Origin of the sequence: Kushneria pakistanensis (genome assembly GCF_014652795.1) — a bacterium.
Classification (GTDB): domain Bacteria; phylum Pseudomonadota; class Gammaproteobacteria; order Pseudomonadales; family Halomonadaceae; genus Kushneria; species Kushneria pakistanensis.
This window is the reverse complement of sequence record NZ_BMZM01000001.1, coordinates 536,966-560,714: the sequence shown is the minus strand read 5'-3', so window position 1 is coordinate 560,714 and position 23,749 is coordinate 536,966. Positions and strand designations below refer to the sequence as shown.

14 protein-coding genes are annotated in these 23,749 nt (G+C 55.8%); 8 read left to right on the top strand and 6 right to left on the bottom strand.

Going from position 1 to position 23,749, the window contains the following annotated elements; genetic code table 11:
• Window positions 1-79: 79 nt before the first annotated feature.
• From IE123_RS02460 to IE123_RS02425, 8 genes are all read left to right on the top strand, one after another.
• The gene (locus tag IE123_RS02460; RefSeq protein WP_189514742.1) at window positions 80-907 is read left to right on the top strand and encodes a TIM barrel protein; all 828 of its coding nucleotides are present in this window, start codon (window positions 80-82) and stop codon (window positions 905-907) included.
• A gap of 47 nt (window positions 908-954) precedes the next feature.
• The gene (locus tag IE123_RS02455) at window positions 955-1,851 is read left to right on the top strand and encodes a sugar phosphate isomerase/epimerase family protein (protein WP_189514740.1); all 897 of its coding nucleotides are present in this window, start codon (window positions 955-957) and stop codon (window positions 1,849-1,851) included.
• 15 nt (window positions 1,852-1,866) lie between these two features.
• Entirely contained in the window at window positions 1,867-2,877 is a 1,011-nt protein-coding gene (locus IE123_RS02450) for a Gfo/Idh/MocA family protein (RefSeq protein ID WP_189514738.1), read from the top strand.
• A 278-nt stretch (window positions 2,878-3,155) separates the two neighbouring features.
• On the top strand, window positions 3,156-5,096 hold the full coding sequence (locus tag IE123_RS02445) for a bifunctional 5-dehydro-2-deoxygluconokinase/5-dehydro-2-deoxyphosphogluconate aldolase (RefSeq protein WP_189514736.1): 1,941 nt from the start codon (window positions 3,156-3,158) through the stop codon (window positions 5,094-5,096).
• A complete protein-coding gene (gene iolD, locus IE123_RS02440; RefSeq protein WP_189514734.1) occupies window positions 5,093-6,943 on the top strand; it encodes a 3D-(3,5/4)-trihydroxycyclohexane-1,2-dione acylhydrolase (decyclizing) in 1,851 nt (616 codons plus the stop codon). The genes IE123_RS02445 and iolD overlap by 4 nt, the downstream gene beginning before the upstream one ends.
• A 69-nt stretch (window positions 6,944-7,012) precedes the next feature.
• The gene (gene iolE / locus IE123_RS02435) at window positions 7,013-7,912 is read left to right on the top strand and encodes a myo-inosose-2 dehydratase (RefSeq protein WP_189514731.1); all 900 of its coding nucleotides are present in this window, start codon (window positions 7,013-7,015) and stop codon (window positions 7,910-7,912) included.
• Between the two features lie 63 nt (window positions 7,913-7,975).
• A complete protein-coding gene (locus IE123_RS02430) occupies window positions 7,976-9,478 on the top strand; it encodes a CoA-acylating methylmalonate-semialdehyde dehydrogenase (protein WP_189514729.1) in 1,503 nt (500 codons plus the stop codon).
• Window positions 9,479-9,531: 53 nt separating this feature from the next.
• Window positions 9,532-9,897 (top strand): tautomerase family protein, encoded by a 366-nt coding sequence (locus tag IE123_RS02425; RefSeq protein WP_189514727.1) that lies wholly within the window; start codon window positions 9,532-9,534, stop codon window positions 9,895-9,897.
• A 348-nt stretch (window positions 9,898-10,245) separates the two neighbouring features.
• Here IE123_RS02425 and IE123_RS02420 read toward each other — a convergent pair whose 3' ends face one another.
• From IE123_RS02420 to IE123_RS02395, 6 genes are all read right to left on the bottom strand, one after another.
• Window positions 10,246-11,550, bottom strand: coding sequence for an McrC family protein (locus tag IE123_RS02420; RefSeq protein WP_189514725.1), 1,305 nt, complete (start codon window positions 11,548-11,550; stop codon window positions 10,246-10,248).
• Window positions 11,547-13,352, bottom strand: a complete 1,806-nt coding sequence (locus tag IE123_RS02415; RefSeq protein ID WP_229819540.1) for an McrB family protein — start codon at window positions 13,350-13,352, stop codon at window positions 11,547-11,549. The genes IE123_RS02420 and IE123_RS02415 overlap by 4 nt, the downstream gene beginning before the upstream one ends.
• A 779-nt stretch (window positions 13,353-14,131) precedes the next feature.
• Window positions 14,132-16,192 carry a BREX system Lon protease-like protein BrxL gene (brxL, locus tag IE123_RS02410; RefSeq protein ID WP_189514723.1) on the bottom strand — a complete coding sequence of 687 codons (2,061 nt, stop codon included), beginning with the start codon at window positions 16,190-16,192 and terminating at the stop codon, window positions 14,132-14,134.
• A 13-nt stretch (window positions 16,193-16,205) separates the two neighbouring features.
• The gene (gene pglZ, locus IE123_RS02405; RefSeq protein ID WP_189514722.1) at window positions 16,206-18,539 is read right to left on the bottom strand and encodes a BREX-1 system phosphatase PglZ type B; all 2,334 of its coding nucleotides are present in this window, start codon (window positions 18,537-18,539) and stop codon (window positions 16,206-16,208) included.
• 3 nt (window positions 18,540-18,542) lie between these two features.
• Window positions 18,543-20,228 (bottom strand): DUF262 domain-containing protein, encoded by a 1,686-nt coding sequence (locus tag IE123_RS02400; RefSeq protein ID WP_189514720.1) that lies wholly within the window; start codon window positions 20,226-20,228, stop codon window positions 18,543-18,545.
• Between the two features lie 3 nt (window positions 20,229-20,231).
• Window positions 20,232-23,708, bottom strand: a complete 3,477-nt coding sequence (locus IE123_RS02395) for an Eco57I restriction-modification methylase domain-containing protein (RefSeq protein WP_189514718.1) — start codon at window positions 23,706-23,708, stop codon at window positions 20,232-20,234.
• Between the last annotated feature and the right edge of the window lie 41 nt (window positions 23,709-23,749).

Sequence of the window (23,749 nt, the reverse complement as noted above, 5' to 3'; positions counted from 1 at the left end):
TAATCTCGACGCATTCCCAAGGGTCGCACCCGGTCTGACGTCCGGGTGGAATCGCCTTCAACAGCCAAGGAAATTCGATATGTCCGGTCAGACGCCACGCTTTGCACTCAATCACATGATCTGCCCATCTCTCAGCGTACACGAACTGATGGATGGTGCTGTCGACCTCGGTCTGGATGCCGTCGAGCTGCGTAACGATGTACAGGAGAACAGCATTTTGACCCTGGAGCAGGCCCAGGCAGCCGGTGAGCTGGCGCGTGAACGCGGCATCCGCATTCTAAGCATCAATGCACTTTACCCGTTCAACATCTGGAATGAAGAACGTGCCGAACAGGCAGAAAAGCTGGCGCAACTGGCCCGGGCCTGCGGTGCTGAAGCGCTGGTTCTGTGCCCTCTGGTGGATGCCGATCACGGTCTCAACACTCAGGACAGTCATGCCCATGTCGTCAAGGCGCTCAAGGGTCTTGATCCCATTTTTGAACATCATGACATTCGCGGCCTTGTCGAACCGCTGGGTTTTCCCATCTCCAGCCTGCGCACCAAACAGGCCGCCATCGAAGCCATTCGGGAGCTCGGTCTCGAGCATCGTTTCAGCGTCGTCCATGACACCTTTCATCACCGCGGCGCCGATGAACAGAACTACTTCCCTGACATGACAGGACTTGTCCATATTTCAGGCGTTGAAGACAAGGCCATCTCCTTTAAGGACATGCTGGATGACCATCGCATCCTGATTGGCCCTGAGGATCGACTGGGTAATGTCGAACAGATTCACGATCTGCTGGAGCGCGGCTATACCGGTTATTTTTCGGTCGAACCCTTTTCTAGGCCGGTATGGGATCTTGAAGATCCACTGGGCGCTACACGAGAGAGCATCGAATACGTTCGCCAGGCGCTCAATCAATAAAAACCGCACCTTTGCCGCATCTTGTTACTTTTCAGGAGAGCATTGCCATGAAAATCGCGCTGGATCCGCACATGCATCGACACCTCTCGCTTGAAGAGACCTGTCGCGTCACCGCCGAGTCAGGGTTTGAGTACATTGAACTCTCGCCGCGCCCCGATTTTTTGAACTGGTGGACACGCCCGCGGGTTTACCCGGAGCGCGTACGCTCGTTTAAAAAGGCCATGAAGGATCATGGCGTCTCGCTTGCCACCATGCAGCCCATGTACCGCTGGTCCAGTCCCTACAAGGACGAATGGGAAATGGCCATGGACAACTGGAAGCGCATCATCGAGATCGCCGTCGAAATGGAGTGCGACACGCTGGTTTCCGAATTCGGTCGTGGCGGTTCTCCCGAACGTTCAAACGTTGATCGTCAGGGCATTCATACGCCTGAAGCCTGTGAAAATGCCTTCTGGCGCAGCATGGATGTACTGGTGCCGATTCTGGAACGCGAAGGCGTCACCCTGAGTCTGGAACCCCACCCGGAAGACTGGATAGAAACCATCGAGCCGGCGGTCGACATCATCAAGACCATAGATTCCAAGGCCGTGCGGGCTTCCTATATTGCGCCGCATACCTATTTCTACGGCAATGACCTGGAAACCTCCATGCGCAGCACAAAGGATGTTCTGGTGCATGCGCGTGTCGCCGACACCTATGACCACACCAAATCCTCCAATCTGCGCTACATCGTCAACCCGCCCGGCGCCAACGTTCGCGTTCACCAGCACCTGGACATCGGCGAAGGTGAGCTGGACTGGGACGTCTTCTTTAAAACCCTGGCTGATATCGGCTTTGACGGTGTGCTGTCGAGCTGTGTGTTTGCCTGGGAAGATCGCGCCGAAGCGTCGTCGCGCTTCATGCGTGAAGAAATGCAGCGATACGTTGACAAGTACTTTAAATAATCGAGGAGCTCTCCCATGACGATCCGTATTGGTGTTATTGGAACAGGCATGATCGGCGAAGAGCATTCCCGCCGCATCACCAAAACGCTGACTGACGCAGAGATCGTGGCCGTCAGCGATGTCAATCTCGACCAGGCTCACGCCATGATCGATCGTTTGGGCCTTGATGCCACGGTGTACGAGACCGGTCAGGCATTGATCGAGGCCGACAATGTCGATGCCGTCCTGGTAACGTCCTGGGGCCAGACGCACGAAGAGTACGTGCTGGCAGCCATCAAGGCCGGCAGGTACGTGTTTTGCGAAAAGCCGCTGGCAACGACTGCCGAGGGCTGCCAGCGCATTATGGACGCCGAAATGGCTGCCGGACGGCGCCTGGTCCAGGTCGGCTTCATGCGCCGCTACGATCACGGCTACAACCTGCTCAAGGACACGATGGATGCCGGCAACCTCGGACAGGCTTTGATGATCCATGCTGCGCATCGCAACCCTACAGTCCCCGAGCGTTATGTCACACCAATGGCGATTCATGACACGCTGATTCATGAGCTCGATACCTTCCGCTGGCTGCTCGACGATGAATACGCCAGTGCCCAGGTCGCCTTCTCGCAAAAGACCCGTCATGCCCATAGTGAAGTGCGTGATCCACAGTTGGTCCTGCTGGAAACCACCCGTGGCACTCGTATTGATGTGGAAGTTTTCGTCAACTGCCAGTACGGCTATGACATCCAGTGCACGGTTGTCGGCGAGGAAGGCATTGCACACCTGCCCGAGCCTCAGAGCCTGACCCTGCGTCAGGCCGGCAAGCGCAGCAACGAGATTCTTCAGGACTGGAAAAAACGTTTTGACGACGCTTTTAACACTGAGCTGCAAGGCTTTATTCATGATGCCCAGGCCGGTGCACTCAAGGGCCCCTCTTCCTGGGATGGTTTTGCCGCCGCCGTGGCCGGTGATGCCTGCGTCAAGGCCCAGGAGAGCGGGCAGGTCGAGCCGGTGAGCATGCCCGATCGCCCCGACTTTTATCGGTAAGAGCCGTTTCCAAGGTTTCATGGAAAGCCTCGCTGTCTTGATCAACACAGGACGCGGGGCTTTTTCATGGCGAAGTGCCTTGCAGATACTGAATCACAGAATCCTGTATTCCAGAAAAATGGAATTAAGGAATGAATTTTCCAACTATCGTTTAATAGGAAAAAATATTCCGAACGTTTTATGATCGGAACAAATGAACCGATGTCATCCAATCTCCGTAGGTGCCGGACGCTTTCTCGATGGGCTGCACGGCATTCGGTCACAAGCAGGAAAACATCATGAATGACACAAAATCGCTGGATCTGATCTGCCTGGGAAGAGTCGCGGTAGATCTATATGCCGAGCAGATCGGTAGCCGTCTTGAAGATGTTGCAAGCTTTGCCCGCTATCTGGGTGGCAGTTCGGGCAACATGGCTTACGGTACAGCACGTCTGGGCCTTAGCTCGGCCATGCTGTCACGCGTAGGCAATGAGCAGTTTGGCAACTTCGTACGTGAAGAGCTTGCCAGCGTTGGGGTCGATGTCAGCGGCCTTCAGACGGACCCGGAGCGCCATACAGGCCTGGCCATTCTGGCGATCAAGAATCGTGACAGCTTTCCCCTGCTCTTTTATCGCCGTGACTGCGCCGACATGGCTATCGATGCCGATGCCATTGATCCGGATTTTATTGCCCGTGCCGGCGCGCTGGTGATTACCGGCACGCACCTCTCGACCGAGACAACGCAACGCGCCTGCCGCAAGGCACTGGACGCTGCCGCCAGCAAGGGTGTCAAACGGGCTCTGGATATCGACTATCGCCCGGTGCTCTGGGGTCTTACAGACCCGGGGGATGGTGAAACCCGTTTCGTGGCCGACGAAGAAGTCACTCGCCACCTGCAGCAATGGCTGGGCGATTTTGATCTGATCGTGGGCACCGAAGAAGAATTTCATATTGCCGGTGGGCATACCGATACTCTCGCTGCTCTGCGCGCGGTGCGTAAAAACACGGATGCCACGCTGGTCTGCAAGCTGGGTGCCCTGGGCTGCGTCGTATTTGAAAACGAGATTCCCGAGCGCATCGAAGACGGCATTCTGGTTGAAGGCGTCAAGGTGGATGTACTCAACGTACTGGGCGCCGGCGACGCCTTCATGAGCGGGCTATTGCGCGGCTGGCTTAGAGGAGAGGACTGGCGCACCAGTGCCACTTATGCCAACGCCTGCGGTGCGCTCGTCGTGTCTCGTCACGGGTGTGCGCCAGCCATGCCCACCGAAGAAGAACTTTTCGACTATCTGGGTCGCCGCGAAACGGTCAGGCGCCCAGATCGAGACAAGCAACTCAATCACCTGCATCGGGTCACCACCCGAACGCCAAAGGCCTGGCCGCAGGTCTGTGGACTGGCGTTTGATCATCGTCGTCAGTTGACGGACATGGCCCGTGAGGTTGGCGCCGACCAGTCCCGCCTGCCACAACTCAAGCAGCTACTGGTCAAGGCCGCCGAACAGGGCGCCCAACAGGCGGGACTCGAGCACCCTGCGATTTTGGTGGATGACGTCTTCGGACAGGACGCGCTCAATGATGCTACCGGTCGCCAGTGGTGGATCGGCCGCCCGGTTGAACTCCCCGGCTCGCGTCCGCTGCGCTTCCAGCATGGGGATGATCTGGGTTCCCGGCTGCGTCAGTGGCCGCGCGAGCACATCATCAAGTGCCTGGTGTTTTATCACCCCGATGATGAAATGGCCCTGCGGCTGGATCAGGAAGCGCACCTGCTGCAGCTCTATCAGGCTGCCTGTCGAATGGAGCTTGAACTGCTCATCGAAATCATCCCACCGACTCGCGAAGGCGATGACGACCGGGTTCTCGCCCGCTCGCTGCAACGTCTCTATAACCTGGGCATTCGTCCCGACTGGTGGAAGCTGCCTTCAATGAACGATACCGCCTGGCAGGCCGTCAGCGAGGTCATCGATGCGCAGGACAAACACTGTCGCGGTGTGGTGTTGCTCGGTCTGGACGCCCCGATGGCCGACATGAAAAAAGGGTTTGCCGCTGCGGCCCGTCATGACCAGTGCAAGGGCTTTACGGTCGGGCGCACCTTGTTTGCCGCCCCCAGTCGCGATTGGCTGGCCGGCGACATCGACGATCAAACGCTTGTCTCCCGCGTGGCCGGTAACTACGCCGAACTGATCCAGGAGTGGCAACGCCTGCGGGAAAGCCAGCCCACTGCAGAGGAAATGGCCCAATGAAAACCGTTCGTCTGACCATGGCACAGGCCGTCATCCGCTATCTGACTGCTCAGAAGGTAGACATCGACGGTGAATTGACACCCATGTTTACCGGCTGCTGGGCCATCTTTGGCCACGGTAATGTGGCCGGTCTTGGGGAAGCGCTCTATCAGGTCCGTGACCAGCTGCCAACCTGGCGCGCCCATAACGAGCAGGCCATGAGCCATGCGGCCATTGCCTATACCAAAACGCTGGATCGCCGCCGGATGATGGCCTGCACTGCCTCAGCCGGACCGGGATCAACCAATATGGTCACCGCTGCGGCACTTGCGCACGTCAATCGGCTGCCGGTGCTGTTTCTGCCCGGCGATACCTTTGCCACCCGCATGCCGGACCCGGTATTACAACAGATCGAAAACTTCCATGATCACACCCTGACCAGCAATGACTGCTTTCGTCCGGTCAGTCGTTTCTTCGACCGCATCACGCGTCCCGAGCAGCTGCTGACCTCCCTGCCCCAGGCGATGCGCGTGTTGACCGACCCGGTCGAGTGCGGCCCGGTTACCCTGGCCATGCCGCAGGACGTACAGACCATGGCCTTTGACTACCCTGAACACTTTTTTGACGAGCAGATTCACTATCCACGTCGTCAGGCCGCTGATCGCAATGAGCTCGCCCGTGCCATTGAGCTCATCAAAAAGGCCAGTAAACCGCTGGTGATTGCTGGCGGTGGTGTGCACTACGCCCAGGCACGTGAAGCGCTCGACACCCTGGTCTCGAATTACCAGCTGCCGGTCGGTGAAACCCAGGCCGGCAAGGGCGCCCTTCCCTGGGACCACGAACAGAACATGGGCACCATCGGTGTAACCGGTGCGGCCTCGACCAACACACTGGCCGCCGAGACCGATCTGATCATTGCCGTTGGCACCCGTCTGGGTGATTTCGCCTCCGGCTCGCGCGCCATGATCAACCCCGACGCCCGGATTCTCTGTCTCAACGTGGCCTCCTTCGACGCCATCAAGCATCGCGGTCAGCCGCTGGTCGGGGACGCCCTGCTTACCCTGCCGGAGCTGGATCGGGATCTGCAGGGCTGGCGCCCTGACAGTGGCTGGATAGACCGGGCCGATGAACTGCGTCGGCAATGGCACCGCAGCGTTGATGTCGCCACCACCGACCGCGGCACCGATTTGCCTACCGATGCGGAGGTAGTGGGCGCGGTCAATCGCGCTGCCGGTGAACAGGACATCGTGGTCTGCGCCGCTGGCGGTCTCCCCGGCGAGCTGCAAAAGCTGTGGCGCACCCGCTATGCGAAGGGATACCACGTGGAGTATGGCTATTCCTGCATGGGTTATGAACTGGCCGGCGGGCTGGGTACCAAAATGGCCAGCCCCGACTCGGAAGTGTTTGTCATGGTCGGCGACGGCTCCTACCTGATGCTCAATTCCGAGATTGCCACCTCCGTTATGCTGGGCCACAAGATCATCGCCGTGGTGCTGGATAACCGAGGCTATGGCTGCATCCACCGCCTTCAGCAGGGCTGCGGCGGCCCGGGCTTCAACAATATGCTGGATGACTGCCTGACCGTTGAAGGCGGCGCACCAAAAACCGACTTTGCCGCTCACGCCGCATCTCTCGGCGCCCGCTCCGAAAAGGTCGGCAATATCGGAGAGCTTGAAGCGGCACTGGAGCGCGCCAGAGCATCCACCATCAGCTATGTCATCACGATCGATACGGACGGACTGGTAGATACCGAAGAAGGGGGTTCCTGGTGGGACGTCGCTGTACCCGAGGTGTCGGCCCGCTCCGAAGTAGAAGAAGCCCGCAAGCGTTACGACGAGCACAAGGCCCGTCAGTGGAAGAACCTCTGACCCTCAACCGGTACCACGGCGGCAGAGTCACTGCCGCCTTCGGGGCATTGATATTTCAGGAGCATTTCCATGTCAGTACGTCTTGGCATCAATCCGTTGACCTGGACCAACGATGATCTGCCCAGCCTGGGCGGGAATACACCGCTTGAGACCTGCCTGACCGAGGGCCGGCAGGCCGGCTTCAGTGGGTTCGAGCTGGGTCAAAAGTTTCCGCGTACGCCCGACGCCCTCAACGCCGTTTTAAGGGATCACGATTTGTCGCTTGTCTCCGGCTGGTACTCGTCACAGCTGCTGGAGCGCAGTGTCGAAGAAGAGATTGAAGCCGTCGAAGACCATCTGCAGCTTTTAAAGCAGTGCGGCGCCAATGTCATGGTTTTCTGCGAGGTCACTCACTGTGTACACGGCGATCAGATGCGTCCGGTATCCCAGCGCCCTCACCTGCAGGACGTCGACTGGCCACGCCTGACAGAAGGGCTTGATCGGGTGGGCGCCTATCTGCGTGAGCATGGCGTGCAGCTGGTCTATCACCATCACCTGGGCACCGTGGTGGAAAGTCAGGCGGATATCGAGCGACTGATGGATAACACCAGTAACGCTGTCGGTCTGCTGCTTGATTTTGGTCATCTGGTAGTGGCCGATGGGGACCCGCTGGCCGTTGCAAAGCGCTACGCCTCACGCATCCATCACATCCACTGCAAGGATGTGCGCTTTGATGTTCTCAAGGAAACACGCAACCGCGACAAGAGTTTCCTGGATGGTGTGCTCGACGGCCTGTTTGCCGTTACCGGTGATGGCGATATCGATTTCGTACCAGCGCTCAGCCACATGAATGCCCAGGGCTATGAGGGCTGGCTGGTGGTAGAGGCAGAACAGGATCCCAGTGTGGCGCACCCGATGACCCATGCCCGACAGGGTCATCAGGGCCTCAGGGCCGTGGCCGAGAAGGCCGGATTCAGGGTCACCGAATGATACTTGGGCTGAGCCCGAATCTGAATCGACACGATATTTATTCCGCGACAGGCAGGTAAGCACATGAACACGATCCAGCATTATCTCAACGGTGCCCTGACAGAAGGACAAAGCGGACGCTTTGCAACCGTTTACAATCCGGCCACGGGCGAGCAGTCCGCTCAGGTCGCTCTGGCATCCGCCGACGAGACACGCCAGGCCATCGGCATCGCCGATGAGGCCTTCAAGCGCTGGTCAAGGGTCACGCCGTTGCGCCGCGCCCGCATTCTGTTCCGCTTCAAGGCACTGGTCGAGGAGCATGCCGATGAACTCGCACGCCTGATTTCCAGCGAGCATGGCAAGGTGTTCTCTGATGCAAAGGGCGAGCTGACCCGCGGCCTTGAAGTGGTCGAGTTCGCCTGTGGCATTCCCCATCTGCAAAAAGGCGAGCACTCCATGAACGTCGGCACCGGCGTGGACAGCTACTCGCTGATGCAGCCGGTGGGTGTATGCGCCGGTATCTCGCCGTTCAATTTCCCGGCCATGGTTCCAATGTGGATGTTCCCGATCGCACTGGCCTGCGGCAACACCTTCATCATGAAGCCTTCCGAGAAGGACCCGTCTACCCCGATGCGTCTGGCCGAGCTTTTGACCGAGGCAGGCCTGCCGGAAGGTGTGTTCAACGTGGTCAACGGCGACAAGGAATCCGTGGATGTCCTGTTGACCGATGAGCGCGTTCAGGCCGTCAGCTTTGTGGGTTCCACGCCTATTGCCGAGTACATCTACGCCACGGCATCCCAGCATGGCAAGCGCGTGCAGGCCCTCGGCGGTGCCAAAAACCATATGGTCATCATGCCGGATGCCGATCTGGACCAGGCTGTGGATGCTCTGATGGGCGCCGCCTACGGCAGTGCCGGGGAACGCTGCATGGCAATTTCGGTGGCCGTCCCCGTCGGTGAAGAAACTGCCAATCGCCTGCGTGAAAAGCTGGTCGAGAAGCTTGGAACACTACGTGTCGGCCCGGGACTGGTCGATGGACCCGACAACGACATGGGCCCGCTGATTACCGCTGACCACCTTGACAAGGTTCGTGACTATATTGGCGTGGGCGTTGAGGAAGGCGCCGAGCTGGTCGTTGATGGCCGAGAAGCACAGCTGGAAGGCACCGGTCAGGGTTATTTCATTGGCGGTACGCTCTTTGATCACGTCAAGCCGGGCATGCGAATCCACTCCGAGGAGATCTTCGGGCCGGTACTGGCCATCAGCCGTGCTGAAAGCTTCGATGACGCCGTGGCCATGATCAACGATCACGAGTTCGGCAATGGCACCGCCATCTTTACCCGCGACGGTGACGCAGCACGTCAGTACTGCGAGCAGATTCAGGTCGGCATGGTAGGCGTTAACGTCCCGATTCCGGTGCCGATGGCCTTTCACAGCTTCGGCGGCTGGAAGCGCTCGCTCTTCGGCCCCCTGCACATGCATGGCAGTGATGGCGTACGTTTCTACACCCGCATGAAGACCATCACACAGCGTTGGCCGAGCGGCATTCGCGAAGAAACCAATAGCTTTACCATGCCGACACATTAAGCCTCTGATGCCGGCGTCAAAGGCGCCGGCATTTTTCTAACAAGGATATGATCATGCCCCTGGTTACTATCACCGCTGCCGACCATTACCCCCAGGAGTGGTATCGTCAGGTGGCCGATATCGTCAATGAAGTCGTCATTGAAACTCTCGACTTTCCCGTTGATGACCGCTATCAGATCATTCAGGCGCTACCCGCCGAACGTATTGAACTGCAGACGCGCAGCGGTGACGCGTTGATCCTGCAACTGACCATGCGCTCGGGGCGTTCAAGTACGGCCAAGCAGCATTTTTATAAAAAAGTGGCCGAGACACTCGAACAAAAGGTAGACGTTGACCCGGCCAACCTCATGATCGTGATTACCGAGAACAAAGATGCCGACTGGTCATTTGGCGATGGCAAAGCCCAGTTTTTGGTCTGATATCTATTTAAACCGTTTACTTTTCTACTTCTTTTCAAGACCCCGGCTCAGAGTGCGACACCAAACTCGGTATCTACAGGCTTTATTTGCATGAATTAAACGACAAGAGCCACTTTACGCCGGGGCATGACAAAAGCGGTATTTTCCAGAACTTTCCTTGCGAAATTTTTTAAGTTTTATTAGTACAGTAAACGTATACAGTCAGGCCATGATTACTATGCGGTTTACTATAATCTTCAGTAACTTGGTAAACTCCACGATTTACACAATGAGCATCGGCTGCGGTCAATCAGCAACCAAACCGCAACCGGCTTTGTATAAAGCCAAAGCCTGCCGCTTGAAACAAGATCAAACCGGAAGAGCTTTGCCAACGCTCGCCCGGTTCGATATAGGCAACCCTGCTGTCTCGGCGCCAATCAGGCAAGTCCGTTCCAGATCAAAAGGCAACACCCAAAGTTTTAGCGTTGACGAGAAATCGAACACTTCAAGCCGATCGTTGAATTCAGAGTGCGCCGGATAAATCAGCACCACATCTCCCTGCCCTTCTAGATATTTGTGCCCATAGGCAAAGAGCTGGTAGAAGTCTGCCTGGGAAAGGCCATAGTTTCGGTTACGGGCTTCGGCATTCAGACGCTTCCACTTGGTATCCAGCACCCAGTGACGATTACCCTGACTTAATAGGAGATCAGGGCGCAGCTGAAAGAAATTTCCTCCTGCATGCCGACAGAGCCAGGCACTGGCTGCCTGCGTTTTCAATCGAGTATCGGATGACTTTGCCCGCTCCAGGTAACGAGCTACGTACTGCTCGAACAACTGCTCCATGGGGAAAAGTAGACTCATACCGTATTGCTGCCCGGCAACCGCTATCGGCATGGTCTGATCGAGGATCAATTGGCACCACGGACGTACTGCCTGGTAATGCGCCATCAGGCGATCTGTCCGCCATGCTCTAAAGTCCTGTCGCGGGTCATGACTGGCCGGCACTTCAGAAAGCATACTGCGCAGCTCATGGCCCAGCCGCCAACTACTGCTTACCTGGGTCGACCTGCATACCTGTTCCAGCGCCAATTTGAGCAGGCGATTTTCCGGTCTATCCGGCCCAAAGAGATCGTGACGTATCCGGAAATGGTGCTGTTTCCCCGGCGGCTGGCGCATCTGACCCACCACATCAAGCTGGCCGCGCAGAAAGGGCTGCTCCTCCTCGATACGTCGATAGTCAAAGCGCACTCCCCGCTTGATGACATATTCCAGCGCCTCGAGAAACTGCCGCATGACCCATTCGGAAAGAGGCGCGTCAAACAACTCAAGCGCAGCAGTGCCTACTTCACGCGTCGGCAGATCCAGCGCCGCCTGAATCATTCGTCGCAAAAGCTGACGGCCTTGTACAATGTCATCCGTGGCTTCAAGGTGCTTTGGAAGGATTTCAAGGCAGGTACCGCATGGGGCTTCCAGTACGCCAACATAGTTATCGAGTCTTAGCCAGCGTCGACCTTCCACCTGAATCAGGTTCGCGCCACCCCGCTCAAAAGACTCGTTGAGCTGACACAGCCAATCAAACACAGTGACCGAAACATGAGCGCGATCCAGACTGGGGTTGTCTATTGGCTCTGTTGTCAGACGAGCGTATTCCCTGACCGTGATCCATGCCTTCACGTTAATTCAGCCTTGTCTACAGGCTCTTGGTCAGCCGCTATACCCGCGCCATGGGTAATACCGGCATAGGCTGTGAGGCGTTCGAACGCTTCGTCATTGAGCCGCCAGGGCAGATGGTGCGCCGGCAGGCGCACTGCTTCACCGAATAACCCGTGCACATCATGGCGTGGTTGATAAACAAAGCGATCTGCAGCCCTCTTGCGATGATCGTTCAGTACCCATTGAATACGCTGCCAGTCTTCGAAAAAATATTCCTGCAGCAGTGGCAGTATCTGATTACGAAAGATCAGAGCCAGCCGCGCGAGCTCAGGCTCTTTAATCAATGGCATGAAGTACGCATGGCCCAGACAATGCTCCCGGTCCAATAGCACTTCGATGCGCTGATTCAGCGTGCGGAGCAGTTCACCGATGTTGATGCCTTCTACGACTACCTGATCCAACAGTTCCGGGCGGGATGGCATTTCATGGAACATGAAGCGGCGTCTAAGAGCGATATCCAGTCCCGCCAGTGAGCGATCGGCGGTATTCATGGTGCCAATCAAATAGACATTACCGGGTACGCTAAAACGTTCCTTTGAATAAGGAAGGATAACTGAAAGCGCCTCGTTGGCTTCCGCACGCTTGCCGTCTTCAATCAAAGAGATCAGCTCGCCAAATATGCGCGAGACGTTACCGCGGTTGATTTCATCAATAATCAGGACAAATTTTTCCCGCTCGGCCGGATCAGCTGATGGTGCCTGGTAAGGTGACAGCCCAAACTCTCGCTGTAGATATAAAAGCACGCCCTCGACGTAAGACGCGTTGTAGATGCCCCCTTTGTTCCCTGTCTGATAATACTGACGGACCAACTCCAGATTGGCACGATATCCATTCACATTCGACTGAGAACTTTGAGGAAAAACCTTTAACGTTTCTCCACCTGAATAGAACGCGGTAAAGGGTTTATCCCAAATGGTCTGCATCTGCAGCTGTCCATCATTCGCAGCGGCATGTTCTTGTAGACGCTTTAGCGCCTGATCAAAAGGATCGTCTGTCTCGGCACGACCAAGGCTGGCACGTTCACATAACCTTTTAAAAATTCCCGCTTCCACCTCGTATTGAAGCTGCCCATCCACAGAAGTGGCACGCAGACCTTCTACAAAATCCTCGTAGCTAAAGCTCTGATGGAAGGTCACAAAAGACACCTGACCCCGCTCTACCAACGCATCAAAGCGTAACTTCAGTGCCGCCCGATCGTCTTGATGAGCTTCCAGATAGTCGGCATCCAGGATTTCCAGGGCAGCATTGACAGTGGCATGAGTCTTTCCGGTACCGGGAGGCCCGAAAAGAATTTGATTAAGAGGCAAGTGCCGGTCGGACATTGCAGGAGATTCCTTGTGACGATAGTAATCTGCTGGCCAGCGCCCTGAGCGGCCCACCTGCTGCTCGTCTCGAAAAGCTGCCGCAAATTCTTCGCTTTCAAGGCGAGCTACCAGAGATTCGTCCAGCAGCCGCCAGCCTTCATCAGCTTCCGAGACGCGTTTGTTCAGCTTTATCAGAAGTTGACCATCCTGCGCATCAATGTTTGCCAGTACGGATGCTGTTCCCTTCTCCAGATCGTTATTCCGCCCTACCCGAGCAGGGCCATATTGAGCCGATTTTACAGTCCACCAGTCCCATCCCTGGTGGTGAGTTGCACTGACTAGCCGATTAAATAAATGCTGTTGCGCCTCATTTTGAAGAGCATTCCTCAAACGCGGCACGTCCTCAAAAAACCGCCATAGCTCATCGAAATCGTCCGATGGGAACATCTTCTCCTCCATGACAAGATATCTTCGGCCATATAGCTCACCATGTTCATGCCTGATAGCCATGTTGGCAGGCTGTACTACACACCTGGATATTTAGGCATCGGCCGAGCTCAAGCCGACCAGGCCAGGGCACTTAATTGACGAAACCAGATCAAAGTGGGTGTAACATGCTTTTGACAATAGAAGTAATTATTTAATTAGCAAATTCATCGATATCGTTTTAAACCTGCCGATAAACTTTCCGCAGCCTTGTCGTACTGATAGCAGCTTGAGATACGAGAGCAACTACGGCTTATACGCTTTAAACGGTAAGTGATCCCACAGGGGGCGATACTAGATAGGAAGCTGAACCGCCAGCACGAATGGCATTACTCGAATCCGACGACTATTCAAAAGCCACACAGAGCTACCGAGAAAATGCCAGAAATGCCAAGAGCGGTGTCCACGGTTTGGCCATGGCCTGCAATTCAATTAACTGCACTGAGAAATATGTGGGGAAACCCGAACTGCTGGAGAGGAATCAAAATAGAAACGTTTCGCCATGCTTCCTATATGCTTCCAAAATACAAAAAGCGTATTTCATGACAAACAGGATTATCTGTAACGTATTGATCTGATTGGTGGGCCCTGCAGGACTCGAACCTGCGACCAAGGGATTATGAGTGCAGCGAAAGGCAAAATCGGGCCGCGCCTGCAATGCGGTTTACTCTATTTTTCAGTCACTTGGTAAATTCCATGCTTTACATGATTAGCATTGGTTACGGTCAATCAGCAACCAAACCGCGACCACTCTACTCCCCCAACGATTTCAAAAGTGCATCACGGGCATCTAGGTAAAATTGGATGTCTACCTTCGTGGCCATCTCATCGGAGAGGTCGAATAGCATCTTGCGGCAAGTCACCGGCATCAAAATAGCGGTGGCACCTTTCTCCACGGCGATCTCTACCAAGGTCACCGGGTTGTGGACTGGCTCGATGGAGCCGCCGAGGTTGATCTCGCCGACCACGATAAGGCCGCCGCGCAGGCTTCGCTTGAGCAGTGACGAACTCATGGAGATCAGGGACGCCACCCCCAGCTTGGTGCCGGCCTTGGCGGCATCGAAAGCACGCAGCTGCACAGTGAACTCATGCTGGCGTGGTTCCTTGTCACCTACCAACTGACCGGCGCGAGTGTAGAGGTTCTGCTCGGCATAGCTGATACTCTCACGAAACGCGGGGGGCACGGGCTTGTTGAGGATCTTCACGCCGGTGCCAGGGCCTTCGTTAACCTCGATGCGGAACAGGCCAGGATGTTCTTCCTGACCACTGGCCCCCTGACCGCCAGGACTGATGCTCCAAACCTGACCAGGCTCCAGCGGATCGTTGCCAATGCTGTTGTCGCTCTGTAGCTCTGGTGTGGCCACAAACTTCTCTACACCGTCTTCCCCCATGGTGTAGCTGAAGTGGGTGTTTCGGAACTCGGCCGCGCCGATGCGCTTCTGCTGTTCCTTAACCCGCCGGCGGGCCTCCATGGCAATATGGACGGCCCACTCGAGGTCATCGTCACTGGGCGCGAGGTCATCGCCTGGATAGAGCAGCTTCAATAGACCGCTGGCGGTCTTGTTAACCGCATTGGTGTCACGCCCAGACAACGCGCCTCCGAAGAACACCCGACCCTGCCACTGCGATACGCGGCTCTGGCTGCGCAACTGGCTCCAGCACTCCGATAGAAAGTCGCTGACCAGACCGAAATGATCGGTCAGTAGTTCCTTGCTGACCTTGGGTACGTCCCAGCCCGGCAGGAAGGCATGAATGCGATCCATGAAAGCGGTGTCCTGCCGCATTTCCTCCGGCAGAGGTCCGAACAGATGCCCGATGCGCTGCTGGTGTTCCACGTCTACGTCGAAGTTGCCTACTAATACGATGGAGCCATCGGCCCGAATGCTCTCCTTTCCACGAGAGAACTCACCGCTCTCCATGTAGCCTTTCATGATGTTGACGCCATCCTTGCTATCGAAGGAAATGCCGGACACCTCGTCGAAGCAGACGACGTCATACTGGCATACCAGACCCCGCTGGCCATTAGCGTTATTGACGAACATCTTGGCCACCGTGGCCTTGCCACCGGAAATCAAGTGAGCGTAAGGCGATACCTGCTGGAACAGATGGCTCTTGCCAGTACCACGGGGACCCAGCTCCACGACGTTATAGTTGCGCTCCACGAAAGGCACCATGCGCAGCAACATGGCGTTCTTCTCGCGCTCGCTCAAGCTATTGGATTCGATCCCAGTGGAGCGCAGCAGGAAAACCTTCCACTCCTCGGTGGTAAATTCGCGGCGGGCACGGGACAGTTCATCAAGCACATCGCGCTTGGAGAGCTGAATCTCACGCAGGGCACGGATACCGAAGGGACGCCCCCCCTGTTCCTGAGCGATGCTGGCGTCATACTCCAGCGTGAGCTCGGCATAGAAGCCTCCGGTGAGCATGCGTTCATGCTCGCTAACCAACTCGTCTGGGATACGCACGTCGTTCAGGCGCAGGCTGGGCAAGCTGGCCATGTAGGTGTCGTTCTTGGTGTCGAGTCGCGCCTGGATCAAGTCGATGATCTTGATCTCGCCCTTCTCACGGGCACGCGCCTTGAACAGCTCCTCCTCTCCAGCCTTGATCGTGCGTGACTTGAGCTGTCGCTGTACGACTTCCAAGCCTTCCTCAATCTCCTCCGGATCGGTACTGGCGCAGTAGCGGCCCAGCAGGAATTCCACCACGTAAGTCGGCACCGGGAACTGGCGGGCAAAGGTGCGTACCAAGTCCTTGCGCACCAGAAAGCCATCTAACTGCTCGGCGGCCTTGCGATCCAGATCATCGAGTTCCATGACGTTTCCCTTGTCAGTCATCACCGCCGATGGTGGTGAAGCGCTGGGCGATAACCTGCCCGGCGCTATCCAGAATGACGGCCTGAGCTGCCTCGCCCTCGAGATCGTCATCGTCGACCACCACCGATGACTTACCTCCTGCCTTGAAGGGCTTGGGTGACAACACCAAGCTGCTGGCTGGATCCGCGGCATGTCGGCGTAGGTCCAGGGTCAGTCCTTCGCTGTCGCCCTCTAAAGCCAGTGTACAGCGCAAGCCTTTCCAAACCAGGTCGTCGATCACTACGGTAGGCTTGGGGCCAGCCGTGCCCGTAACCACCAGCTCCGGCGTCACGCACTCCTGCAGGCTCAAGCCGCCATGGGTATAGGTTTCCCCCGCCTTGAAGCAATCAATGCTCTCCGCCAAGGCGAAATGCACCTGTTCGTTCCAGTACCAGGGGAAACGGGCTGCTTCGGTATGAGCCCCCTGCTTGAGCGCCGCACAGCGCCCCCATTTGGTGTCTACCAGGCTGGCCGGCAGTTCGGTCTTGGACAGCTCCCCTGGCAGCAGTAGCCAGCCATGATCTGTCACCACCCGCACCTGGGGCCATCCCTGAGCCAACAGTGCCTGGATGCGCTCTGCCACTTCCGCCAGCATGTCATCTACGTGCTGCGCAAGCTTCCAGCCGCGTTCGTGTCCGGCATGGTCGATATCACCAAATTCGCACCAGGTAGGCTTGGAGGTATCCAGCGTCTCCTTGTGCAACTGCTCCACCTGACGGCGCTCCAGCACCTGCCAGCCGTGATCGCGTAACAGCTTCTTGAATAAGTGATGGGTAATCGGAGTGAACTGATAACCCTCTGGCTCTTCATGGATGGCATCACTATCAATGATTGGAGCGACCGCATACTTACCGGTGCCCGTCACACTAGGCAGAGCGGCCCAAGTGGAATACTCTTGGATCTCCAAACCTCGCCTAGTCAGCAGCTGCGTCAAGCGTTTACCGCAATCCAGGCGCAGACCATCCACGAACAGCACGCACTCCCCCGGGCGCGCATGGGACGAGCCTTCACCTCGCTTGAGACCATCCACGCCCGGCTTCCAGACGTGCTGCAGGTGACGGGCAGCTTCATCGGCCCAGCGATAATAGACGCTACGAATCGCCGTAAAGATGGCTTCCTGCTCACGTTGGCCGGTCACTTCGGCTAGGGCACGGAGCAGGGCATCATCGGCCTTCCAACCATCACAAGCGTAGGACTTGCGCATGTCCTCGGCCTCACCACCCGCCAAGCTGTTCTGAGTGACTTTTGCCAGAACGACAAGCGGCGCCAGAGCCATGGCCAGTGGGCTTTCTCTCAGGTCGGCCCATACCCAGTCACGACGCATGCCGTGCTCACCCTCCAGCACCTCGAGTCGCTCGCGCGCCTGGTGGGCCGGCTTGTTGTCCAGCTCGCACAATGCGTGATAGAGCCTCTCCTCTTCTTGCTGATTGAGCTGAGGCCATACCGCCATCTCTTCCATGTTGGGGAAAAGTCCCAGATCAGGTGGCGTGAGCCGACGAAGTTGCTCGATTAGTTGAGGATAACGGTGGGGTGCCTCGGTGAAGCGCAGCCACACCGGCTTCCAGCTACCCTGACGCTGGGTCAGCTTTTCCGCAACCTCCAAAGCGCTGTGCCGCTCAGGGTGGATACCAAAACGGGAGTGGCATACCTGGCAAAAGGCTCGCCATTCGTGACTGGACATACCGCCCTTCATGGCCTCGGACTGATTAAGCCATTCCAGTAGGTCACGCACCGGATCGCCACCGGTCAACAGAGTGTTAAAAGCATCAGAATCCAAGTGGCGGTCCTGGAGATCAGTTATCTCCTCTTTGAGCAACCGAGGAAGTACTGCAAGAACCGACTGGCGAGTGGCACCATCTCTGGCGATATCAAGATTCAAACCACCCTGTTGAGAGGAAAGAAACGCCAGCGGTGTCCAGTCCTTGGCATTTACCTGGGTCCAGATCATCCCCCGATACTGCAGTTCGGCCAATGGCTTGAGCGCTTCCGGGCACTCGCTGACAGCACGCAGATCCTGGCGGCCCACGCCAGGCAGGTAGAGAATCGGAGGCGTCTCGGCATCATATATAATACCCTCAAGGGTGCCGGCAATGGCGCATCTTAGCCAGATGGCTGGGCCGCTGCGCCTCTCAGGGGCGTAGTCGCCCAAAACAAGGAGCTCAGGCAAATCTGCTTGGATCTGAGCGATCGCCAGCTCCCACAGCCTCTCACGGTCAGGCCACAGGATACAGGCTGGAGCGGCCTGCACATCTGGGTTATAAACGGCGGCCTGACGGATCCGCTCAACCAGCTTCTCGATTACCCTCATGCCTCAGAGTTCCCACTTGTCAGCCAGTACTTGGATCAATTCGGTCTGGCGTTTTTTTACCACTTCGGGCGTCCATTGTTCTTCACCAAGCACTTGGCTGGTAAGCGCGTAGGACGAGACATTGCTGCGACCGCGAAAATAGGCGTCTTTCTTTTTGCCAAAGTCGTAGTTCTGAGCCTGAGAGTTTCGACGTTTGTTCAGGGGTACAAGATTGGCTAGACGATGAACCCATTGCTCCCGCACCTCTGATTCTGGCCACCACTCGGTCCAACGACTATCGCTCAGCACAGTCTGTGGCAATACATGCTCGATGGTAAGTACCGTTGGATCATAGGTTGCTGCACCATCCGATACGAATGAATCCAACCTCAATATCAGGTAGTTACGTCGGCGGGCAGTCAATGTATAGATATCGCCTTGCAGGGCTTTCCGCATATCAGACTTTTCCTGATCCGTTAGTTCAATAGCCAGAGGAGGATTGTCATAATCATGTGGCTGCTGCAACGCCGCGATCAGGAGAGCGTAGCGCTCGATACGCTGATTCACGTTTTTCGCGCAAATGTGGGTATAGGCCGCTAGGCGTTCCAGCTTTCTGAAGAACCAAGCCACATAAGTGGGCTCATCCTTGTGGTTTGCCAAAAATACCATTGCAGGCGGAACCCAATCCGAGTTGTCGATCCGATTCAGCCAGCGCAATGAGCGATTAATCTCTTCTGCATCAGTCTCGGCGACATAATGAGACTCTCGCAAAATTGAGAGGGTCTCAGCATAGGGCTCCAACACTTCCTTAATTAACGTGCGCGCATTGTTCACTCGTGTCAGGACGTGAGTTCGAAACTCCTCCAACAGGGACCGTTTGGACTTCTCCCTTGCATGAATCATGCGAACGTAAGCAAACAAGTCGTTGAAACCGGCGCGACCCAAATCGACTTCCATGTCCTCCCAACGTTCATTATAAATTTCCTGCTCGCTGGTAGTTGGAAGCTTGCCAATGACATCCGCCTTGATGATATCCGTTGGCTGGAGATCCAGCCCGCGACTGTTCATAACGGAGAACACTCGGAAGGCTGATTTCTGGCTGGGGGTGGATACGGCTACCAGAAAACAACGTTGCAAAAGAAAACCGACGAAACTGTTCAACTGTTCCTGATCTGTCTCAAAGCGATCAGAGATCCGCTTCAGCAGCAGTAGGCTATTGGCCTGAATATTTTTTTGAGACTCGTTTTCAAGGGACTGTTTACCAAGCGCGAGCAGCTTTTCGAAATTGAAACTCTGTACGTATCGCGAGAAAAAATCACGATCACGTTCGCGCAGCGTAAGACGTGGCTTGGCTTTTACGCCCTCATATTTGTTTCCACGCTCTATAACGTACTCACGCAGCGTAGCGCGGTCCTCACCTTCCACATTAAAAGTGAGGGCAGCTATTAGAATCGTGAGCGTAGTCAGGCGTTGCTGACCATCGATGACCTCAGCCTGTGGCTTAGCCTCTTCCTTTATCAGTACAATACTGCCAAGAAAGTAGCCCTCTTCTTCCTCTGAGCGGTAAAAATCATATAGATCATCAAACAGCTCTGAAGCTTGATCGATAGTCCAAGCATAGGGTCGCTGGTATGAAGGAATAATGTATTCAAATTCTGAACTAAATATCTTGGCCAGTGGATATTCAGCACCACTAATCTTTTTTACCATCGATTACTTCTCCCCTTCCCGTGCCTTTTGTTTCGCCGCCAACGTAAGGTGGTAATCGTTAATTCGGTCACCCTTTGCGCCGCCCATCTGGGGGCCAAGTTGGTACCAAGGGGCAGACTTCACGTCCTTGCCGCGGTCCTTCTTCCAGTGGATGTTGGGCTTGTGAACGAGCACACCTGCGCCTCTCTTCTTGACGTCGGGCACAGACATGAAGGGGCGGATGTTGAGCCGCACGCCATCATTTAGGTCGGGGTTCCAGCCGATGGACTGCTCTTCCAAGGGTTTCCAACGCACGAAGATATCGTAGCCGTAATCCTGGCCGGGATAGCCTTCGCCTTCGAGAATCAGCTCCAGGCTCTTCTGCAGTGACTCCGCGGCGGCTAGGCGAGCCTCAGCGCCGTCAATGTCCTCGCTTATCTGCTTTTTCTGCTGAGTAATCCAGTCACCCAGATAGGTATAGGTGAGGGTTTCCAGCGCCTTGTAGTCGAGTTTGTGGTAGTTCACTAGTGCTGAGAAGCCGTCTTTAAGGCCGTCCCAGATGTGCCAGATGAAGGGGCGATTCTGGAACAGCTTGCAGTGCTGGGCGAAGAACTTATCGCGCAACCAGCTTTCCAGGTTCTTGCCAGCGTGGTCGACGCTTCCCAGCAGCTTACCGCGAGTTGTAGAGGACCACTTATCTCCATAGGCATCAGCCAGCAGCGCTTCTAGGCGGTCCACGGCGCGGCGCTCACCGCGCACTGCCGGCAAGCAGACGATACCGTCACGGTCGGCATGGCCCAGCAGCGCCTCACAACGCCTGACCCACTCGCGTTGCTCTTCGGCCAGTTCCATCTCCGGGTCCAGCTCCGCCGGCCAGCGGTAGTCCAGCAGCCGCGCCACGGCCACCTGCAGCACGGTATCGTCGGTGCGCAGCGGGCCATGGGCGGTCCATTTGGTATCTTCGTCCCAGATTACCGAAGCGCAGGGGTGTCCGTGGAAGATCCATTGGGTGGGATCATTAGTGTAGGGTTTAGGTAAACCATTTGGGTATTTTTCTTTTGCTTTATTAGACCAAAAATTAACATCGAATGGAACAGCTAGGAATGTGTTATTAGATGGTTTAAGTGACTGATCTATTTTTCTAACCTCATTATAAAATGAAAAATCAGATAAATAACACCAAAGTTGGGCTAGCTCTGCTTTATCATTAGGAATAACAACACATGCATTATGGTCGTAAAAATCGCCATGGTATAATGAGACTGGGATATGACTCATCTGAGATATTATAATTCCTTTTTTTCCTCGCGCTTCGGTACCGGATTTCCACCCCCCCAGACGCCCCTCTTTTTTAAGAGCCATCGCATGATCATAGTACCGGCCGGTGCCGCCATTCCATAAAATCAGTCTCTCGCAGCCGCCAAAATCAACGGTGCTATCTACAGTTCCTCTTAATCCAACCCAACCATTTAATATTTTCTCAATTTCCCAGAATGCAATTGTGAACTGAGGATCATCGCTTGTTGCTAGTCCTTGAACACTAATGGCATATTCTTTCAACAATGCAGCTGGATCTATTTGCTCAAAAGCAATTCTATTATCCTGATTTTCTAGTTGCTTAGCTTGGCCAACCGACTTGACCTCATTAGTCAGCAATTGAATCGCTTTCTGGGCTGTTGTGCGCAACTCAGAAACATCCACTCCCCTAAATTGATTGCTTGCGCCATTTGAATTCAGAAGATCTACCAAGTAGCTCTCGCCATTACCTCGGCTAATGTTGACAAGAATCGCCTTGACCACTTCACCGCTAATAGTTTCAAAAGCGCCAGGTCCTAACCTTGCGACCAAGTGCCAAACGTCGTTCCGAAGTAGCTTTTCCCTAAACTTTTTGTAGCCAGTCAAAAATAGCCAGTTCTGCGGCAATACATTGCTCGTAGTGCCTCCTTCTACACAGAGCTCCAAGCACCGTTCAAGGAAAACTGTTGCCAAGTCATTTTTAGCTGCGGGGTAGTAATCAGCGCAGAATGTCTGAATTTTGGGATGCTGCTTGCTACGGGCCAAATATGGCACATTAGTAATGACCCACTGGTAACGATCGCTCAACAAAGTAGCGGCTTTAACCAAGCCTTGGGCGGTCACGGCCGTTTCATACTGCTCGTCGCTTCCTTCTTGAGAAAGCGCATTATTTAAAGCCTTAGAAAGTTCTTCCCACTGAGCGATCTGGGCTGCGCTGGTACGGGTGGGATCGAGCAGACTACCGAGGACAGGGGCATCCTTGAAACTGTCATAAAGCCAATCCAGAGCGATGGTGAGGTTTTTCTTGTCCAGCCCCAGGGCTTTCCACTCCTCTTTAGCAACGCTGATCGGCAATCCGGAACAAGCAAGATGAAGATTGGGCAGAGAGCGATAGCCACCAGTATTTGGATAGCGCCAAGCGGCAAGAGCTAGTGCAAAGGCGGCCAGCTCCACGCAGCGTTGGTCGATCTCCAAGCCGTGTAGGTTTTCACGCAACACCGCATCCACGGCGTCACGGGCGGAGTACCCTTCCAACTCCATCCGGATGGGCACCAGCATTAACAGGGCGGCGACCAAGAAATGACCGCTGCCGCAGCAGGGGTCCAGGGTCTTGAGCTCGGCGAGGCTCTGTGGCCAGGCATCGAAGGTGCCGGCGGCGGGGGTCCAACGGCCAGTTTCCTCGTCCTTGACGAAGCGCAGGTAGTCCAGCGGCACGCCGGGCAGCCTGGCCTTATCGCGCAGCTCCTGCTCGCTCTTAGCGCTGGCCAGGTCGGTTTCCGATAAGCGACGGGCGGCCCACCAAGCGCCCAGACTGTTATCCAGCAAGAAGTCGACCATATAAGGCTCGGTGAAGAGCTGTGTCACCGCGGGCAGTTCGTCGGCGCCGATCTTCACCTCGGAGCGGTTAATACGCTCCTTATTATCGGTCTGCCAGAACTGATAAACCCACCCCAGGCTGTCGCTTGCCTGGAAGACCTCCACGGGCAAATCAATCAATAAGCCTTCCAGATCTTGCTGGTACTCGGCGGCCAGAATCAGCTCGAACACTGGACTGTCGATGCGAAAGACCTGGGGCAACATGGTGCTGGCGAGCCGGGCGGCCAAGGCCCAGCCGCTGGGTTGGCCCTCCTCTTCCGCCAGCTCTTCGCATTCCTCTAAGGTGACGGCTACGCCGTCGTACATCAGCAAGTCGTTCTCGGTCAAAAAGCGGGCGAACAGCATGCGGTGCCAATGCTCGTAGGCGATCTCGCCAATCAGATGGACCACGGCCTGGGCGCCATCCTTGAGCGGGTCGCCCAAACTACGGGCATGGGCGCGTAGCCGGCGGCGCCGGGTGCGCTGATCTTCTTCGAGATAGTCGGGTGGTGAGCTTTCACCTACACCGAGCTGTTCCAAGGCAGCTTCGGCAGCCTTTTCGGCGACCGGACGAGCCTTGCGGATGGTACGGTCGAGTTGATTGCGAAGCGTCTTATCGAGTGGCTGCATGCCGAAGTTCTTTCCCTGCGAATGCGTTGATATAACGCTTA